The following is a 17,473-nucleotide window of genomic DNA, read 5'->3' as shown; positions in this document are numbered from 1 at the left end:
CTGCACGTTCATCGACATGGCGCAGGCCTCGAAAGACGAGCGCGGTGGAGTGGTAGCCATCGAAGGGCTCCAGAAATGCGAAAGCCCGCACGAGGCGGGCCGGGAGGGTCGGAAGGGGGGTCGAGGCCTACTGCGAGGGGCGCGAGATGATCGCGGCGAGCTCGGCGTCGGAGATATTGACCGGCGGGCGGCTCACCACCTCGACCTGGCGCTTGTGGCTCCAGCCGAGGATCGCTCGGGCGACGTGGATCATCACCGCCGGGTGGTTCGACTGCATGATGCGCCTCCGAAGAGCCAAGCGGCCCATAGCCTGCCCTCGATGAAAGGCTTCACGGGCGGCAGGACATCTGTTAAAGAATTTGTAGATCGTTCGATCGGTCACCTTGTAGTAACGAGCCATCTCTTCGTAGGTCAGCCACATAAGGCCGAGGCCTGTAAGCTCCTGAAGTGTCGCGGGATCGTCCCGCATCTTGATATTCGCCATTTTCGATAGCCTTTATGTCCGTGGCCTCAATTAAAGGGGCCCTGAACTTTAGATGCGAAGTTGATTGTCGGCCTGGCCTGCGAGGATGGCCTCGACCGCCTCGATCCGGTCCGTCATCGCCCTGCGGATGAACTCCGACATCGAGATCGCCTCGGCTGCGGCTGCGGTGTTGATCCGGTCGCGTAGGCCCGGCGGGATCCGGCACTTCACCACCTCGGTCCAGAGCGAGCCCTCCTCGGCGGCGAGGTTGAAGTCGAACATCGGCGAGCTCCCCGTGAGCGAGACGGACAGCCGGGCAGGCCTCCGGGTGGTCGGGAATGGCCTCCGGAGCCGCAGAGGCGGCCAGGGGCGGCGGTTCGGGCGGTCGGGCTGCCTCGGGTCGGCCAGAGGCACGAGCGGCGGCCCCGGCCTTCCTGGCGGGCTTCCCTGCGGCGCTGGCATTGGTCCGCTGCCAGGGCTGCACGAGGCCGGTGTCGATCGCCTCGGCCGCGAGTTGCCGGGAGAGCGCAACACGATCGCCACCGCCTGCAAGACGGTGAGAGCCGACGACCCGCGGGCCGAGCCGAGAGCCATGCCGGACCACCGCCGGGCGCTCCTTGGCGAGATACGAGATCAAGCCGTCGGGGTTCGACACGGGCTGGATCGCACGCTCGGTCCGGAGGAACGGCGCGAGAACCTTCGAGCGGCGCAGGCGGTCGACCATCTCGGCCGTGCCAACGAAGATGAGGTTGGCGTGGACCCCGCCGGTCACCTCGACGACGCGAAGCCAGAGCTGCGGAAGGCCGGCGAGGGCCTGGTCTCGGGCGATCCGGCTCGTGCATCGGGCGATGGCCGCGCGGGCCTGGGCCGCAGGCATGTCGAGGGCGTCGTCTCCGATCACGGCGTAGTAGAGCGCCAAGCCGGTCCGCCGGAGCGCCTGGAGGCCTCCGGCTATCCGCTCGATCTCGGCGCCGGACAGGCCGTGCGGGAGCGTCGTGCGGGAGAGAGTACCAAACACAGGACTACGCGGGTGCACCTGCGCATCGCGCACCCGCACGTAAGAGGCAGGCGACGAGGGAGGCGCTTCGCCCTCCGAATGCCTTGCCGGTTCAACGACTTGCCGGCGAGCGTCCGGACGGCGCCGCATGGCGCTGGCGAAAGCTCGCTCTCGGGTCGACTGAACAAAAGTTTGCGCTAGATCGGGCGCGGCGATCACGCCCGGCAGCCAGGTCGAGACAAGGCACCAGAGAGGCGCGAGGAAGGGAAAGTTGTGGATCGCGCACGCGCGGGTGCGCGCGAGGCCTCGAGAGCCTGCACGTTGTCGGGCATTGGGAACTCGCTGATTGAAGCCTAGCCCGTTCGACCTGCCAGTGTCGGGCGGGCTTTTTCGTTGCAGAAGCGGGCTCACCGCCGGTCGCGCGTCGGATCGCTCGGCCGTCAGTCTTTGCCGATCCAGCAGCGGTCGAGGGTGGCTCGGTCTGCGCCGAGCTCGCCGAGGCGGTGGCGCTATGCGGCGCGCTCTTCGGCGGGGTTCACGGTCCGCGCCGTGAGCCAGGCCTCGATATCTTGTTGGCGGTAGAGGTGTTTGCGCGTGCCAAACACAATGTATGCCGGGGCCGTCGGTGAGGACCGCAGCCACTTGTCCGAAACACCGAGGAGGCGGCAAACCTCCTTGCGACTAAGCATTAGGGTCGCGATTGTCATCGTCATCTCCAACGGGAAAAAGCCCGCGCGGCATGTGCCGGGCGAGCTGTGCTGCCTTGAACTGTTTGGTGGGTAGACCGGCGTCCTGGCGTCAGGCGCGCACGTGTCCGAGATCTACCTTTTCATACCGCGAAATCGGCGCAGGTCGTGCAGGCGTCTCTAAACAATCCTCAGGTTTCGCGAACCAGGCTACAGGAGCCCTACCAGTGGCGCCGGCTCCAAGCCCTGCGCCCGCGCGAGATCTGCCTCGGCCAGCCGCCGGCCGTCACGGACCGCGGCATACATGAGCTGCACCAAAGCTGCATCGGTGCCGTGCAAGGCGAACAGCGGCGGGAGGTCGCCGAAAGCCTCTCGGTAGCGTTGCAGCGCAACGAAAGCGCTCCGAACTGCTTCTTGTCGCCTCATTGAGGGTAATGCTTTTCTGTTTCAAAATCTCACTGCGAGCTTGCAATCGCAACGTCTATGCTTCCCTTTGACCACAGGCAGATAATGGCGCGCGAGCCTTCTTGTCTTCGGCCAAGGGATACATCATGTCGGTTTACAAGAAAGCCAATCGGCCATTTTATTACTACGATTTCGAGATCAGAAACAGCAGATTTGCAGGTAGCACCAAGTGCAAAACACGCCGCGAAGCCGAGCTCTTTGAAAGGGAGCGCCGCAAGGAAGCCGAGGCCGAAGTCTCGACCCGAGAAAAGCTCGGCCGGGAACCGATGACGTTCGCACTGGCCGCCTCCCGCTATTGGCAGGAGGTCGGCCAGTTCGCCAAGTCGCAAAACGACATCTGGCGCACCCTTGGCTGGCTCCAGCGCGAGGTCGGCGACACGAAGCGGGTCGTGGCGATCGACGACGCCCTCGTGATCCGCCTGAAGACCACCCGCCGCCAAGAGAAGAACCAACGGGGCGAGACGGTCTCGGCCGCGACAGTCAATAGGACCCTAGAGATCCTCCGGACGATCCTACTCCGCGCGGCCCGTCTGTGGCAGGAGCCGACGGCTCCGGTTGACTGGCGCCGGCACATGATGTCCGAGCCGCAGGAGCGCGTGCGCGAGCTCAAGGGCGACGAGGAGGAGGCGATGTTCGCCGCCCTCCGGCCGGACTACCACGCGATCGTGCGCTTCGCCCTGATGACCGGCTGCCGGCTCAACGAGTGCGTGAGCCTGCGCTGGAAAGACGTCGATTGGGGCGCCCGGCAGCTCTGGATCTTCGGCAAGGGCGACAAGCTCGCGCCGGTCCCGTTGCCGCCGAGCGTGCGCGCGCTGCTCTGGCCGCTCCAGGGCGAGCATCCGGAGTTCGTGTTCACCTACATCGCCGACCGGGCCCGAGACGGCCGCCGCGCCGGCCAGCGCTATCCGATCACCTACGAGGGGCTGAAGACCGCCTTCCGCCGGGACGTGAAGCCGGTGGTCGCCGGCTATCGCTTCCACGACAACCGGCACACGGCCGCGACCCGCGTGCTGCGCGCCTCGGGGAACCTGAAGGTCGCCCAACGCATGCTCCGGCACGCCGACATTGCGACGACCTCGAAGTACGCGCACGTGATGCACGAGGACGTGCTGGAGGCGATGGAAACCGCGGCCAAAATGGCGCCCGTGACGGCGAAACCCGACATAATCCCCGACGTGCCCGCGCTGAAACGTCAAAAGTAGCTGCGGGAGCAAGGAGTTAGGGGCGGTAAGACCCGACGGTCCCAAACCAGGTGCGCTACCAGACTGCGCCACACCCCGACACCCCGTTACGGGCTCAGATCCGTAGCGTTTCGCCGGTCCGGGCGCAACGGGGCAGCGGGCCACAGGGGCCATCGTGGGCCGGGATTGCGCGGCCGGCTGTCGAAAGCCGCTTCAAACGGCATCGCCTCACTTGTCAGACAATTCAGGCGCGCGTACGGTCTTCCTTGGGACGGCGAGGGCTGATTCTCGCACCGACGAACCGAACTGCATTCCATTGGGGGGCGGTGGAGACGCGGCGCGGAGATTGGCGGTGGGGGATCTTGGTCCTCGTCGCTCCCGCCGAGGCGAAGCGCCGACTGACGATCTCGTCCGGCCGCCATCCTCCGCTTCGCATCCGGGGCACCGACTTGGCGATCGCTTGAAGGACCGCGCTCCGCGCACCTCTGTGCCCTGGCGTCGCCCGATCGTTCCTGTATCGCGGTTGCCCTGCGCCCGGATCGGCGCGCCAGCGGCAGGAGCCCAATCCCGTGTGGACGCCGAGCGCGTGCTACCCCGACCCGGCGGTCGAGATCCTCGACGCCTCGTTCGCCCGCTACCGGGTGTTCAGCGCGGCGGTCGAGCGCCTCGCCACCGGCTGCCGCTGGAGCGAGGGGCCGGTCTGGTTCGGGGATGGGCGCTATCTCCTGTGGAGCGATATCCCGAACAACCGGATCCTGCGCTGGGACGAGGAGACCGGCGCCGTCGGCACGTTCCGCAGGCCGTCGGGATTCGCCAACGGCAACACCCGCGACCGGCAGGGGCGGCTCGTGACCTGCGAGCATGGCGGCCGCCGGGTGGTGCGGACCGAGTATGACGGGTCGCTCACCGTGCTGGCCGACGCCTTCGAGGGCCGGCGCCTCAACTCACCGAACGACCTCGTCGTCGCGCGCGACGGCGCGGTCTGGTTCACGGATCCGACCTTCGGGATCGCCGGCTACTACGAGGGCGAGCGCGCCGAATCCGAGTTGCCCCAGAACGTCTACCGGCTGGATGCGGAGACCGGCGCCCTCGAGGTGGTCGCGCACGCCATCGCCGGGCCGAACGGCCTGTGCTTCGCGCCGGACGAATCGCGGCTGTACCTCGTGGAATCCCGCGGCGAGCCTACCCGGCGCATCGTCGCCTTCGACGTCGTCGGCGGCCGGACCCTGCGCGACCGCCGGGTGCTGATCGACGCGGGGCCCGGCACGCCGGACGGGATCCGCTGCGATCAGGACGGCAATCTCTGGTGTGGCTGGGGCATGGGCGAGGACGCGCTGGACGGCGTGATGGTGTTCAACCCGGATGGGCGCCTGATCGGCCGCATCCGCCTGCCGGAGCGCTGCGCCAACCTGTGCTTCGGCGGCCGGCACCGGAACCGCCTGTTCATGGCGGCGAGCCAGTCGCTCTACGCCCTCTACGTGGAGACCCAGGGCTGCCTCGGCGGATGAGGCCGCGATCGCTCCGGACGATGCTTGACCGGACCGCCGCAGAGACCCACCTCCCCACCGCCGGGGGCTCGGAGCCTCCTCTCGGACACCCGGTCCACGAGGCGGCTCCAGAGCTTTGTTTTTGCGTCATCTTTTCCGAAAGCCGGCACCCACCGTCCAGGATGACGCGTCAGCGGGACACAATCCGATGATCGATCTGTACTATTGGCCGACGCCGAACGGCCACAAGGTCACGATGTTCCTCGAAGAGGCGGGCATTCCTTACCAGATCAAGGCGATCAACATCGGCAAGGGCGAACAATTCAATCCGGACTTCCTCAAGATCGCCCCGAACAACCGCATGCCGGCGATCGTGGATCACGAGCCGGCCGGGGGCGGCGCTCCGGTTTCCCTGTTCGAATCGGGTGCGATCCTGTTGTATCTCGCCGAGAAGGCCGGGCGCTTCATTCCGAGCGACTTGCGTGGCCGGGCCGAGGTCTTGCAATGGCTGTTCTGGCAGATGGGCGGGCTCGGGCCGATGCTGGGGCAGAACCATCACTTCTCGCAATACGCCCCCGAGAAGATCGATTACGCGATCAAGCGCTACGTCAACGAGACCAACCGGCTCTACGGCGTGCTCGACCGGCGCCTGGCCGACCGCGCCTTCGTCGCGGGCTCCGAGTACTCGATCGCCGACATGGCCTGCTACCCGTGGATCGTGCCGTGGGAGAAGCAGGGCCAGAACCTCGACCAGCACCCCAATCTCAAGCGCTGGTTCACAGCCATCGCGGAGCGGCCCGCGACCCAGGCGGCCCATGCCCGGGCGCCGGAGGTCAACCCCGACCACGGCAAGACCATGAGCGAGGACGCCAAGAAGGTGATGTTCGGCCAGACCGCCGCCACCACCCAGCGCTGACCCGCTCATGACCGGCACGCAGACCGCCCTGCCCCTGCGGGTGATCCACCGGGGCTGGAACACCTTCGGCATCGCCACGCTGACCCAGCCCGACGGCAGCACGGTGCCGCGGGCCCTGGAGGACCACGGCGAGGCGGCCTGCGTGCTGCCCTACGATCCCGAGCGGCGGGTGGCCCTGCTGGTCCGGCAGAGCCGGGTCGGCCCAGCCTTCTGGGGCGACCCGCCCGCCCTCGACGAGGCGCCGGCCGGGGGCCTCGACGGCGGCGAGCCGGAGGCGACCGCGATCCGCGAAGCGATGGAGGAGGCGGGCGTGCGGCTCGAGCGGCTCGAGCGCGTCACCCATGCCTACAGCATGCCGAGCGTCTCCTCCGAGCGCCTGTGGCTTTACCTCGCCCCTTACCGTCAGGCCGACCGCGTCGGCCCGGGAGGCGGGTTGCCCGGCGAGGGCGAGCAGGTCGAGGTGCTGGAGGTACCCCTCAGCGCCCTGGCGGATCAGGTCCGCGCCGGGCGCCTGTCCGATCTCAAGACCCTCGTCCTGGTCCAGGCGCTGATGCTGCGCCAGCCCGCGTTGTTCGCCGCATGATCGCACCCGACGCCCCGGTCGGCGATGTCCTCGCCGCAATGCTCGCCTTCACCGAGGAGGCCGCGCCGCTGGCGCTCGCGATGCGCGCGGAGGGCCTGGCGATGACCAACAAGGGGCCGGACCTCGGCCAGGCTCTGACCGAGGCGGATCTCGCGGTCAGCCGCCTGCTGCACGCGCGCTTCGGCCCCGACCTGATCGAGGAGGAGACGGCCGACGAGCTTGGCCACGCGGCCGCCAAGGCGATGCTGGCGCGCGACGCCTGGACCTTCGTGGGCGACCCGATCGACGGCACACGGCCGTTCGCGGGCGGCCTGTCGGGCTGGGGCGTGATGGTGGCGGCCTGCCGGTCGGGCTGGCCCCGCGCCGGCGTGATGAACCTGCCGGCCTGGAACGAGGACCGCTCCGGCCCCGCCCGCACGGAGAATGCGGAGACCGCCGCGGGCATCCTGTTGGCCGTCTCCGAGGGCCGGGCATTCTGGGCGCCGACCCGGTGCGGGCGCCGGACGGAGGCGCTGCGGCCGTTGGCCCCCTCACCCCGCCGGACCGGCCATGTCGGCTGGCTCGCCGTCGCGGCCCAGCGCTTCACCCTGGATTACGGGCGGGCCTGGTTCCCCTGGAGCGAGGGCGGGTCGATCTCGGACGCGGCGCTCCTGGCCACCGGGCGGCTCGACGCGACGGTCGTCAACAGCATGCTCTGGGATCTAGCGCCGATCCTGCCCCTGTTCGAGGCGCTGGGCTTTCGCCTCTATCACTGGCCCGACCTCGCTCCCCCGCCCGCCGCCTTCATCGACCTGTTCGATGCGGAGCTGTCGGCCCACGACGACCTCTGGCTGGTCTGCCGGGATCGAGACCAGGCGGCCGACCTGGCGAGGGCGATCCGCAAGGCCTAGCGGATTACCCTGTGAGTCGGTCGTGCCGTTGGGCATCCACGCCTGATCGCATTCGGGTGCCAGCCCCTTCACGGGCCACTGCACTCGGCCAATCTGTTGATCTGACCGGCCTGGATGAATGGCGAGCGCTGTAGCGAGGCGGTTTCCTCATCGAGAAGAACGGCATTCGGGTAGGTGATATAGCCCTGCATCATTAGGGCCTCGGAGCGGCATTGGCTCGTTTGACATGCGGGTGAACGATCCGGATGCCTCAAGCCAAGCGTGTGCAACAGTTCGTGCCCCATTCCGCCGATCCAGCGGCATCGTCCTGCGATCTCGGCACCGTTGGCCTTCTCGCAGGCGGGTACGATGGCTTCCCCGCTGATCCCCCTGAGATCATTGGCGGACACGACCGCGAGTCCGTTGCCGCCGGCTCCCGATTGCCCGCAGGCGTGATCAGCGTCGACGTAGACGACGTATCGTGCCTCCGGATCGTTCAGCTTGGCAGCTCCCAGACGCGTCAGCTCATCGAGCGCGTTGCGATAGAAGGCGTCGAACCCGCGGTATTGATCGACCGCGCTGAACCACCGGGCCGGCTTATCGGAACGCAGGATCCTCACCGCCGGATGACCCAGACGGACCGTGCGACCCTCGAGCTTCTTGCCCAGCCACGATTGGAAATGGTGCGCCGCTTCGGCGATGCGGCTGGGATAGATCGACGAGATCGAGCGATCGCTTGGCACGAGGTAAATGAAGCGGACCTCTCCCGTAGTGGGAGACCGGAATGCTTCGCCGAGCGCGGCGCGATCGACCGGCAAGCCCAGCACGGCAACAAGGGCGAAGAAGAAGAGGCGCATTGACGGCATGGCGCGCAGTCTCGCGCGCGAGAGGTGAACAACCTCACCGGCGCTCGGTCCTCTACGCTGCAAAAACTGAGCGAAACACGGGACTAGTGACACTGTCGAACATCGGGCGATGTGAGACGAGGCCGTACAGTTTCAGTCCGACGTTACGTCCGTCAATCGATGGACCATGATCGCGTCGAGGAGCCCGGGGAAGCGCGCGTCGACATCCTCCCGGCGCAGCGCGATCAGGCAGCGCATCCCCTCGGGCCGGGTGCGCGTCACGCCGGCCTCGCGCAGGATCTTGAGATGGTGCGTCATGGTCGAGCGCGGCACGCTGTCGGCCAGCAGGTCTCCAGATGCGCGCTCGCCGGCCTTCACGAGGTCCGACACCACCGCCAGGCGGGTCGGATCGCTCAGGGCGAACAGGACCCGGTGCAGGGTCAGCTCGGAAACGTCGGGATGGAAGAACTTGCGGGGGCTCATGGCGCCGTTTATGTACGATTTTCGTCGTACATCGTAAAGAGGCGGCGAGACATGAGACGAATCGCGGTGCTGGCGCTCGGGATGTTTGCCCTGGGCTTGGATGCGTATGTGGTCGCGGGGCTGCTGCCGGGGATCGGGGCCGCAGTCCAGGTCGAGCCCGGCGAGGCCGGGCAGGCGGTCACGGTCTTCACCCTGGCCTACGCGCTGGCGGCGCCGGTCTGCGCAGGATTGCTCGCCGGACGGCCGGTTCGGCGGGTGCTCGGCGTGGCGCTCGCGGTTTTCACACTGGCGAACCTGCTGAGTGCCCTGGCGACCGGCCTGTTCGGGCTGCTCCTGGCCCGGGCGCTCGCCGGCCTCGCGGCCGGTCTATACGCGCCGGTGGCGATCGCGTCGGCGGCCGCACTGGTGGAGCCGGGCCGGAAGGGCCGCGCCCTGGCGCTGACCCTCGGGGGCATGAGCACCGGAACGGTCATCGGCGTGCCCGCCGGCCTGTGGATCGCCGAACGGCTCGGCTGGCAGAGCGCCTTGTGGATGGTGACACTGCTGGGCGCCGTCGCGACGGTCGCGATCCTGGCACGCCTGCCCGACATCGAAGCCGCGGAGCCGCCATCGTGGCGGGCCCGGGCAGCCCTGCTGACCGACGCGTCGGTTGTTGCGACGGTCGCGGTCACGTTCCTCACCGCCATCGCCAGCCTCGGGCTCTACACCTATCTGGCACCGCTCCTCGACCGCGCCGGCCTCGGCACTGCTGAGGCCTCGTATTTCTGGGCCTGGGGCATCGGCGGGATGGTGGGCAGTTTTTCTGTCGGCCCGCTGATCGACCGGACCCGCGATCCCCGTCGGGTGATGGCCGTGATCCTGGCCGCCCTGACACTCGCGCTCGCATTGCTCCCCAGCCTGCTCGGCACCCCGCTTCTCGGCTACCTGCCGTTGTTGGTCTGGGGCGCCATGGGCTGGGCCTCGCAGGCGCCGCAGCAGCATGCCCTGCTGCACCTCCGGCCCGATCACGGCAGCGTCGCCGTCGCGCTGAACAGCTCGGCGAACTATTTGGGCGGCGCGGCCGGTGCGGCGCTCGGCGGCGTGGTGGTCACGCTGGCGGGAATCTCCGCCCTGCCGATCACCGCCGCCGCTGCGGCGACTGCAGGCTTCGCATTGCAGGTGGCGATCCTGGCTCGGGTTCGCCATGTCGCGGCGGGCTGATGCGCCGGACCGTGGGCAGGTTCATTGCTTGTGGACCCCTCTTCGCCTGACCAGGTGATATTTCCGCAGACACCCCAGCCTACGCCGCATCATTCCGGGGCCGCGAAGCGGAGCCCGGAGTCTAGAAACACAGGTCGAGCAGGACTTTGCACCGTCGGCGGCTCTGGATTCCGGGCTCGCCTGCGGCGCCCCGGAATGACGCGGCGGTTTTATTGAGCAGCGGTGGCGAGATCGTCCTACGAGGCTGACCGCGCATCAAAAAGGCGGCGCGCCGTCATCCGGTGCGCCGCCTTACGCAAAACCGTAGCGCTCAGTTCAGGGCCACGTTGGCCGGCCGGCGCTCGGCGCCGACTGTGACGTCGCCGATCATCAGGCCCATCGGGCCCAGCCGAACCGGCACCGTCTCGCCGTCGTGGATCTTGCCTGAGAGCACCTGCTCGGCCAGCGGATCCTGGACGTTCTTCTGGATCACCCGCTTGAGCGGCCGCGCCCCGTAGGCCGGATCGTAGCCCTTGTCGGCGAGCCAGATCTTGGCCTCCTCGTCGAGATCCAGGGTGATCTTGCGATCCTCCAGGAGCTTCGCCAGGCGCCCGAGCTGGATCTCGACGATCGCCCCCATCTCCGACCGCGCCAAGCGGTGGAACAGGATGATCTCATCGACCCGGTTCAGGAATTCCGGCCGGAAGTGGCCCCGCACCACGTTCATGACCTCGTCGCGGACCGCATCGGTGTCCTCGCCCGCGGGCTGGTTCACGAGGTACTCGGACCCGAGATTCGAGGTCATGATCAGCAGCGTGTTGCGGAAGTCGACCGTCCGCCCCTGCCCGTCCGTGAGCCTTCCGTCGTCGAGAACCTGCAGCAGGACGTTGAACACGTCCGGATGCGCCTTCTCGACCTCGTCGAACAGCACGACCTGATAGGGCCGCCGCCGGACCGCCTCGGTGAGCGCCCCGCCCTCCTCGTAGCCGACATAGCCCGGAGGCGCGCCGATCAGGCGGGCGACCGCGTGCTTCTCCATGTACTCGGACATGTCGATGCGCACGAGCGCCGTGTCGTCGTCGAACAGGAAGCCGGCGAGCGCCTTGGTCAACTCGGTCTTGCCGACGCCCGTGGGCCCCAGGAACATGAACGAGCCGATCGGCCGGTTCGGGTCCTGCAACCCGGCCCGCGCGCGCCGGACCGCGGTCGAGACCGCCTCCACTGCCTCGCGCTGGCCGACGACGCGCTTGGCCAGCGCATCCTCCATGGCGAGCAGCTTCTCGCGCTCGCCTTCCAGCATCTTGTCCACCGGCACGCCGGTCCAGCGGGAGACCACCCCGGCCACGTGGGCGGGCGTGACCGCCTCCTCCATCATGCCGTCGCGGCCGCCATCGGACTTCTCCTCGATCTCGGCGAGCTGCTTCTCCAGGCCGGGAATCACACCGTAGGCGAGTTCGCCGGCGCGCTGGTACTGGCCCTGGCGCTGGGCCGCGGCCAATTCGTTGCGGGCCTCGTCGAGCTTCTTCTTCAGGCCGGCGGCGGTGCCGAGCTTGTCCTTCTCCGCCTTCCACCGGGCCGTGATCGACGCCGAGCGTTCCTCGAGGTCGGCCAGCTCCCGCTCCAGCCGGACCAGCCGGTCGCGGGAGGCGGAATCGGTCTCCTTCTTGAGCGCCTCGGCCTCGATCTTCAGCCGCACGATCTCGCGGTCGACCGAGTCGAGCTCCTCCGGCTTCGAATCGACCTGCATGCGCAGGCGCGAGCCGGCCTCGTCGATCAGGTCGATCGCCTTGTCGGGCAGGAACCGGTCGGTGATGTAGCGGTTCGAGAGCGTCGCCGCCGCCACCAGGGCCGAATCCTGGATGCGCACGCCGTGGTGCTGCTCGTACTTCTCCTTCAGCCCGCGCAGGATCGACACCGTGTCCTCCACGGTGGGCTCCGAGACGAAGACCGGCTGGAAGCGCCGGGCCAGGGCCGCGTCCTTCTCCACGTGCTTGCGGTACTCGTCCAGCGTGGTCGCGCCGACGCAGTGCAGCTCGCCGCGGGCGAGCGCCGGCTTCAGGAGGTTCGAGGCGTCCATTGCCCCGTCCGCCTTACCGGCGCCGACCAGCGTGTGCATCTCGTCGATGAACAGGATGATGCCGCCCTCGGCCGCCGTGACCTCGGAGAGCACGCCCTTCAGCCGCTCCTCGAACTCGCCGCGATATTTCGCGCCGGCGATCAGCGAGCCCATGTCGAGGGCCAGCAGGCTCTTGTCCTTGAGCGATTCCGGCACGTCGCCGTTGATGATGCGCAGGGCCAGGCCCTCGACGATCGCGGTCTTGCCGACGCCGGGCTCGCCGATCAGGACGGGATTGTTCTTGGTGCGCCGGGACAGGACCTGGATGGTCCGCCGGATTTCCTCGTCGCGGCCGATCACCGGGTCGAGCTTGCCGTCCCGGGCGGCCTCGGTGAGGTCGCGGGCATATTTCTTCAGCGCGTCGTAGGCGTTCTCGGCCGAGGCGTTGTCGGCGGTGCGGCCCTTGCGGAGCGCATTGATCGCCCCGTTCAGCGATGCGGGCGTCACGCCCGCCGCCTGCAGCGCGCGGCCGGCCTCGGACTCCTTCTCCACCGCGAGGGCGAGGAGCAGGCGCTCGACCGTGACGTAGGAATCGCCGGCCTTCTTGGCCGCCTGCTCGGCGGTGTCGAACAGGCGCATCAGCTCGCGCGTCGCCTGCGGGGCCGACGCGTTGCCGGAGACCTTCGGCTGCTTGGCGAGCCACTGCTCGGTCTGTGCCAGCGCGACCCGCGACTGCCCGCCCGCGCGGTCGATCAGACCGGCGCACAGGCCCTCGGGGTCGTCGAGCAGCACCTTGAGCAGGTGCCCAGGCTGAAGCTGCGGATGGCCCTCGCGCATCGCGAGGTTCTGCGCCGCCTGGACGAAGCCGCGGGCGCGCTCGGTGTAGAGTTCGAAATTCATGTGTGTCTCAACCTCCCGTGCCGGCATCCGCCGCCCGAGATGGCGCGGCCCTGCCGAAACGTCGCCCCCCGGCACTCTGCCGCGAGGGACCCCGGCGCCGAAAGCCGCCGGTAGTCCCGATGTGGTGTTGTATTTGCGCACCACAAGGGCTTCGGGACTTGCGCGGCGCAGCTTTTCCGAGCCACCTTCCCGGCATGCAAGCCGCGCTCGAAATCGGCCTCCTCGGCCTCTACCGCTACCCCGTGAAGGGTCTGAGCCCCGAGCCGCTGGAACGGGCGGAGCTGGAGACCAGCGGCTTCTTCCCGGGGGACCGGCTCTACGCCATCGAGAACGGGCCGTCGGGCTTCGACCCGGTGGCGCCGCGGCACCAGCCCAAGACCAAGTACCTGATGCTGATGCGCGACGAGGCGCTGGCCCGCCTGCGCACCCGGTACGACGATGCCACCGCGACCCTCACGGTCGAGCATGCCGGGGAGACGCTGGCCTTCCGGCTCGACACGGAGGCCGGTCGCGACGGGCTCGCCGACCTGATGCGGCACTGCCTCCCGGAGAGCCTGCGGGGTGAGCCGAAGGTGCTCGCGGCGCCGCCGCAATACCGCTTCACCGATTCGCCCACCGGCTACGTCTCGCTGATCAACCGGGCGAGCGTGGCGGCCGTGGAAGAGTATGTCGGCGCGCCGGTCGACCCGCTGCGCTTCCGCGGCAACCTGCTGGTCGACGGGCTGGCACCGTTCGCCGAGCTCGACATGGTCGGGCGGGTGATCGAGGCGCCGAGCGGGCTACGGCTTAAAATCACCAAGCGTACCGTGCGCTGCGCCGCCACCAACGTCGATCCGGTGAGCGGCGTGCGCGACCACGACATCCCCTGGACCCTGGACGCCCGGCTCGGCCACCGCGACCTCGGCGTCTACGCCGAAGTGATCGCCGGTGGGGCGCTGGCCGTGGGCGATACGCTGCGCACCGTCGGCTGAGCTGCGTCCGTCAGAGCCGGGCCACGTAGGCCGCAAGATCTTTTATGTCGGCCTCGCTCAGGCCCTGCGCGACCTCGTTCATCGCGGGGTCGTAGCCCGGCCGGGTGTTCGACTTGTAGGCCGAGAGCGCCTGCGCGAGGACCTCTTCCCGCTGCGCCCGGATCCGGGGAATCGCGTCCCGGCCGGTCAAGTCGGCACCGTGGCAGGAATTACACTGGTGCTTGGAAACCAGCGCCTGGGCGCGCGCCACCAGGGCCGGGTCCGCGGCCGGCCCCGACCACGCGGGCGGCGGCAGGGTCGCGACCGCATCGGCGTAGGCGCGCAGGTCGTCGTCGGAGAAGCCGGCCGCGACATCGTTCATCGGCGGGGCCTCGCGCTGTTTCTCCCGGAACTGGAACAGCTGCGTCACGACGTAATCCGCCTGCTGCCCGCCCAGCGAGGGCACGCCCTCGGTCTCGGAGGTGCCGCTCCCGTGGCAGGCCACGCATGGCGCCAGGCGCTCGGGCACGGGCGCGGCCAGTGCCGCACCCGCCAGCAAGGCGCCGAGGGCCGGCGCGAGCCCCCGGACCACCCCGATCCTCGAACGGCCGCGCATCACTGGCCGTAGCTGACGCGGTAGATCGCGCCGTTGTAGTCGTCCGAGACGAGCAGCGACCCGTCCTTGGCGACCAGCACGTCCGCAGGGCGCCCGGCATACTTGTTGTCCTGCAGGAAGCCGGTCAGGAACGGCTCGACGGATGCGACCTTGCCGTCCGGGCCGGGCCGCGCAACCACCACGTCGCCGCCGAGCTTGGTCGTGCGGTTCCAGGACCCGTGCCGGGCGATGAAGACCGCATCCTTATAGGCCTCCGGGAACTGCGCGCCGGTGTAGAACCGCATGCCGAGCGAGGCCGTGTGCGGCCCGAGCAGGCCCGCGGGGGCCGTGAATTCCGAACAGGAATGGCCCCAGCCGTATTCGGGATCGGTGAACGTGCCCTGGTGGCAGAACGGATAGCCGAAATGCTGCTTGCCGGGCTCCGTGAGGACGTTCAGCTCGTCGTTCGGGATGTCCTCCGAGACCCAGTCGCGGCCGTTGTCGGTGAACCAGAGCTGCTTGGTCTTCGGGTTCCAGTCGAAGCCGACGGTGTTGCGCACCCCGCGGGCGACCACCTCGGCGTTCTTGCCGTCGAGATCGATGCGCCGGATCTGGGCGTGCGTGTCCGGGGGCATCACGATGTTGCCGGGTGCGCCGACCGGGACGTAGAGCTTGTTGTCCGGACCGATCGCGATGAACTTCCAGCCATGGGCCTCGTCCTTCGGCAGGTCGTCGTAGACGAGGCTGGGCTTCTCGCCGCCGTCGAGGTGCTTGGCGATGTCGTCGTAGCGCCAGATCTTGGACAGCTCGGCCACGTACAGCGCGCCGTCGTGGAACGCGACGCCGTTCGGCCGGTGCAGGCCGGACGCGATGGTCTTCACCACGCGCTTGCCGTCCGGGCCGGCCTGCGGCAGCACCGCGTAGACCTTGCCGACCGTGCGGGTGCCGACGAACAGCGTGCCGTCCGGCGCCTGCGTCATCGAGCGCGCGTTGGCGAGGCCGCTGGCATAGACCTCGACCTTGAAGCCCTCCGGCACCTTCAGCTTGTCGAGCGGCAGCTTCGCGGCGGCGGTGGCCAGGGGCGGCCCCGCCACCGGGGCGAGCTTGGCCGCGTCCCCGCCTTCCGGGCGTCCGTAGAGCGCCGAGCCGCGGTCGACCTGCACGCTGGCCGGGGGCGCCGAGCTGGCCGGCGTCTCCTGGGCGCGCGATCCGCCCGGTGCCAGGGTCCCGACGCCCAGGCAGGCGAGCGCGGCGGCGAGGCCGCGGGTCAGGATCGGCTTGCTGGCTGGAATCATGGTGTCTCCCGATACGGCCGGCGTCTTGGATCGCCCGGTCCTGTCTGCACTCATTATTCAACGTCCGGCGGTGCGAGGCGAGCCCGCGGTCAACCCACGCGCGACAGCGGGATGCGGTCGTCACCCGCGCCCCGCCATTCGAATCGCCGATGGGCAGGAACGCCGGCGATGGCCCCCTCCGCGAAAACCTTGCGTTTTGGCGGGTGATCTCCGAAAACGCGCGCGTCCGGAACGCTCGCGCTTGGCCGGGGACCTCGGCGTCCGCCGCGGCCCGGCCGGGGCAGCATTCCGATCCGGTTCGAGGACACGCTTCGATGATCGATTACGCGCAGGCGCGGCGGATGATGGTCGACTGCCAGTTGCGGACCTTCGACGTGAACGACAACGCGGTGCTCGACGCGTTCGACACGGTGCCGCGCGAGACCTTCGTGCCCAAAGGCCGCGAGCCGTTCGCCTATATCGATCAGACCCTGAACCTCGCCGGGGCCAACGGCGAGGCCCGCTGCCTGCCGGCGCCGATGGTGCTGGCCCGGCTGATCCAGGCCCTCAAGATCCGGCCCGGCGCCAGCGCCCTCGATGTCGGCAGCGGCACCGGCTACGCGGCGGCCGTGATGGCGGAACTCGGCGCGGACGTGACCGCGCTGGAATCGGTGCCCGACCTCGCCGAGGCGGTCCGCACCAAGCTCGGAACCGCGGCCCGGGTGTTCGAGGGTCCGCTGGAGGCGGGCGCCCCCAAGCAGGCGCCGTTCGACGTCATCCTGATCAACGGCCGCGTCGAGGTCAGGCCGCAGGCGCTGCTCGACCAGCTCAAGGACGACGGCCGCCTGGCCTGCGTATTCGGCCCCCACCGCAACGCCAAGGCGACCCTGTTCGTGCGCGCCGGCGACGCCTTCGGCTCCCGCCCGCTGTTCGACGCCTCGCTGCCGCTCCTCGAGGCCTTCGCGGCCGAAGTCGGGTTCGCGTTTTAAGGTAAACTCGCCACACGTCCCGCGAATTGGGCAGCGCCACCTGATGCGGCGCGTGGCGATATAAGTAAGACAACCTTCGGTCCGGACGCCAGGCTCCGGACGTTCGATATGAAGAAAGTCGCGAAAAATATTTTGTGAAATTTTAAAACGCTGGCCGGAAGTCGCAACCGCTGGTTAATGTCATTAATCATAGATCACCAATTGATTTCAGTAATTTTATTTCGCAGTGCCCGCTCGATCGACTCACACAGGACCATCCGGAACAATGGGACCATCGTCGCTACGGCGATTGTCCAGATGACCTGTTTTCACAGAAATACAGGCCAGAAAAGATCAGAAATTGGGCTCAGGGGGCCATTTTGAGTGGTCGTGCAGTCACTTACGCCTGATGCGAACAGCGACCTGCTCTCACCGAACAGGTCTAAAACAGGTTCTTTGAGCTTAAATTTTGCATACAAACAGGCTGCAGAGCCTGCATTAACCGGCCAGCGTCCATCTCGATCAATCTCAGTAACAAAATCGCGTGACAATTATTATATTGATAAGACACAGCTT

17 protein-coding genes are annotated in these 17,473 nt (G+C 68.3%); 10 read left to right on the top strand and 7 right to left on the bottom strand.

The window, feature by feature from the left end:
- Positions 1-127: 127 nt before the first annotated feature.
- Positions 128-484, bottom strand: a complete 357-nt coding sequence (locus FV233_RS16805) for a hypothetical protein (protein ID WP_147898121.1) — start codon at positions 482-484, stop codon at positions 128-130.
- Positions 485-532: 48 nt separating this feature from the next.
- A complete protein-coding gene (locus FV233_RS16800; protein WP_147898120.1) occupies positions 533-745 on the bottom strand; it encodes a hypothetical protein in 213 nt (70 codons plus the stop codon).
- A gap of 310 nt (positions 746-1,055) precedes the next feature.
- On the opposite strand from FV233_RS16800, the gene FV233_RS16795 reads away from it, so the two are divergent.
- From FV233_RS16795 to FV233_RS16770, 6 genes are all read left to right on the top strand, one after another.
- A complete protein-coding gene (locus FV233_RS16795) occupies positions 1,056-1,661 on the top strand; it encodes a hypothetical protein (RefSeq protein WP_147898119.1) in 606 nt (201 codons plus the stop codon).
- A gap of 1,036 nt (positions 1,662-2,697) precedes the next feature.
- Complete coding sequence (locus FV233_RS16790) at positions 2,698-3,813, top strand: site-specific integrase (RefSeq protein ID WP_147898118.1); 1,116 nt, start codon at positions 2,698-2,700, stop codon at positions 3,811-3,813.
- Positions 3,814-4,361: 548 nt separating this feature from the next.
- A complete protein-coding gene (locus FV233_RS16785; RefSeq protein ID WP_147898117.1) occupies positions 4,362-5,300 on the top strand; it encodes an SMP-30/gluconolactonase/LRE family protein in 939 nt (312 codons plus the stop codon).
- A gap of 187 nt (positions 5,301-5,487) precedes the next feature.
- Positions 5,488-6,195 carry a glutathione binding-like protein gene (locus FV233_RS16780; RefSeq protein WP_147898116.1) on the top strand — a complete coding sequence of 236 codons (708 nt, stop codon included), beginning with the start codon at positions 5,488-5,490 and terminating at the stop codon, positions 6,193-6,195.
- A 7-nt stretch (positions 6,196-6,202) separates the two neighbouring features.
- Complete coding sequence (locus tag FV233_RS16775) at positions 6,203-6,778, top strand: NUDIX hydrolase (RefSeq protein WP_147898115.1); 576 nt, start codon at positions 6,203-6,205, stop codon at positions 6,776-6,778.
- Positions 6,775-7,668: an inositol monophosphatase family protein gene (locus tag FV233_RS16770; RefSeq protein WP_147898114.1), complete on the top strand. Its 894-nt coding sequence runs from the start codon at positions 6,775-6,777 to the stop codon at positions 7,666-7,668. Before FV233_RS16775 ends, FV233_RS16770 begins: the two co-directional genes overlap by 4 nt.
- Before the next feature lie 68 nt (positions 7,669-7,736).
- On the opposite strand, the gene FV233_RS16765 is transcribed toward FV233_RS16770, so the two are convergent.
- Both FV233_RS16765 and FV233_RS16760 read right to left on the bottom strand, forming a co-directional pair.
- Complete coding sequence (locus FV233_RS16765; RefSeq protein WP_147855165.1) at positions 7,737-8,513, bottom strand: hypothetical protein; 777 nt, start codon at positions 8,511-8,513, stop codon at positions 7,737-7,739.
- Positions 8,514-8,645: 132 nt separating this feature from the next.
- Positions 8,646-8,975, bottom strand: coding sequence for a helix-turn-helix domain-containing protein (locus tag FV233_RS16760; protein ID WP_147855166.1), 330 nt, complete (start codon positions 8,973-8,975; stop codon positions 8,646-8,648).
- Positions 8,976-9,026: 51 nt separating this feature from the next.
- Here FV233_RS16760 and FV233_RS16755 point away from each other — a divergent pair, with 51 nt between their 5' ends.
- A complete protein-coding gene (locus tag FV233_RS16755) occupies positions 9,027-10,175 on the top strand; it encodes an MFS transporter (RefSeq protein WP_147855167.1) in 1,149 nt (382 codons plus the stop codon).
- Between the two features lie 310 nt (positions 10,176-10,485).
- Here FV233_RS16755 and clpB read toward each other — a convergent pair whose 3' ends face one another.
- Entirely contained in the window at positions 10,486-13,110 is a 2,625-nt protein-coding gene (clpB, locus tag FV233_RS16750; RefSeq protein ID WP_147855168.1) for an ATP-dependent chaperone ClpB, read from the bottom strand.
- A gap of 194 nt (positions 13,111-13,304) precedes the next feature.
- On the opposite strand from clpB, the gene FV233_RS16745 reads away from it, so the two are divergent.
- A complete protein-coding gene (locus tag FV233_RS16745) occupies positions 13,305-14,081 on the top strand; it encodes an MOSC N-terminal beta barrel domain-containing protein (RefSeq protein ID WP_147898113.1) in 777 nt (258 codons plus the stop codon).
- 10 nt (positions 14,082-14,091) lie between these two features.
- On the opposite strand, the gene FV233_RS16740 is transcribed toward FV233_RS16745, so the two are convergent.
- Both FV233_RS16740 and FV233_RS16735 read right to left on the bottom strand, forming a co-directional pair.
- Positions 14,092-14,676 (bottom strand): c-type cytochrome, encoded by a 585-nt coding sequence (locus FV233_RS16740; protein ID WP_147898112.1) that lies wholly within the window; start codon positions 14,674-14,676, stop codon positions 14,092-14,094.
- A complete protein-coding gene (locus tag FV233_RS16735) occupies positions 14,676-15,950 on the bottom strand; it encodes a PQQ-dependent sugar dehydrogenase (protein WP_187278128.1) in 1,275 nt (424 codons plus the stop codon). The genes FV233_RS16740 and FV233_RS16735 overlap by 1 nt, the downstream gene beginning before the upstream one ends.
- Positions 15,951-16,264: 314 nt before the next feature.
- Between FV233_RS16735 and FV233_RS16730 the strand changes: the two genes are divergently transcribed.
- Positions 16,265-16,918 (top strand): protein-L-isoaspartate O-methyltransferase, encoded by a 654-nt coding sequence (locus tag FV233_RS16730; protein ID WP_147898111.1) that lies wholly within the window; start codon positions 16,265-16,267, stop codon positions 16,916-16,918.
- A gap of 369 nt (positions 16,919-17,287) precedes the next feature.
- A partial coding sequence (locus FV233_RS30900) for a hypothetical protein (RefSeq protein ID WP_210249487.1) occupies positions 17,288-17,473 on the top strand: 186 nt, incomplete at its 3' end.

The organism is Methylobacterium sp. WL7 (genome assembly GCF_008040085.1).
Taxonomy (GTDB): Bacteria; Pseudomonadota; Alphaproteobacteria; order Rhizobiales; family Beijerinckiaceae; genus Methylobacterium; species Methylobacterium mesophilicum.
The sequence above is the reverse complement of the archived record's forward strand: the minus strand, read 5'-3'. Positions and strand labels throughout refer to the sequence as shown.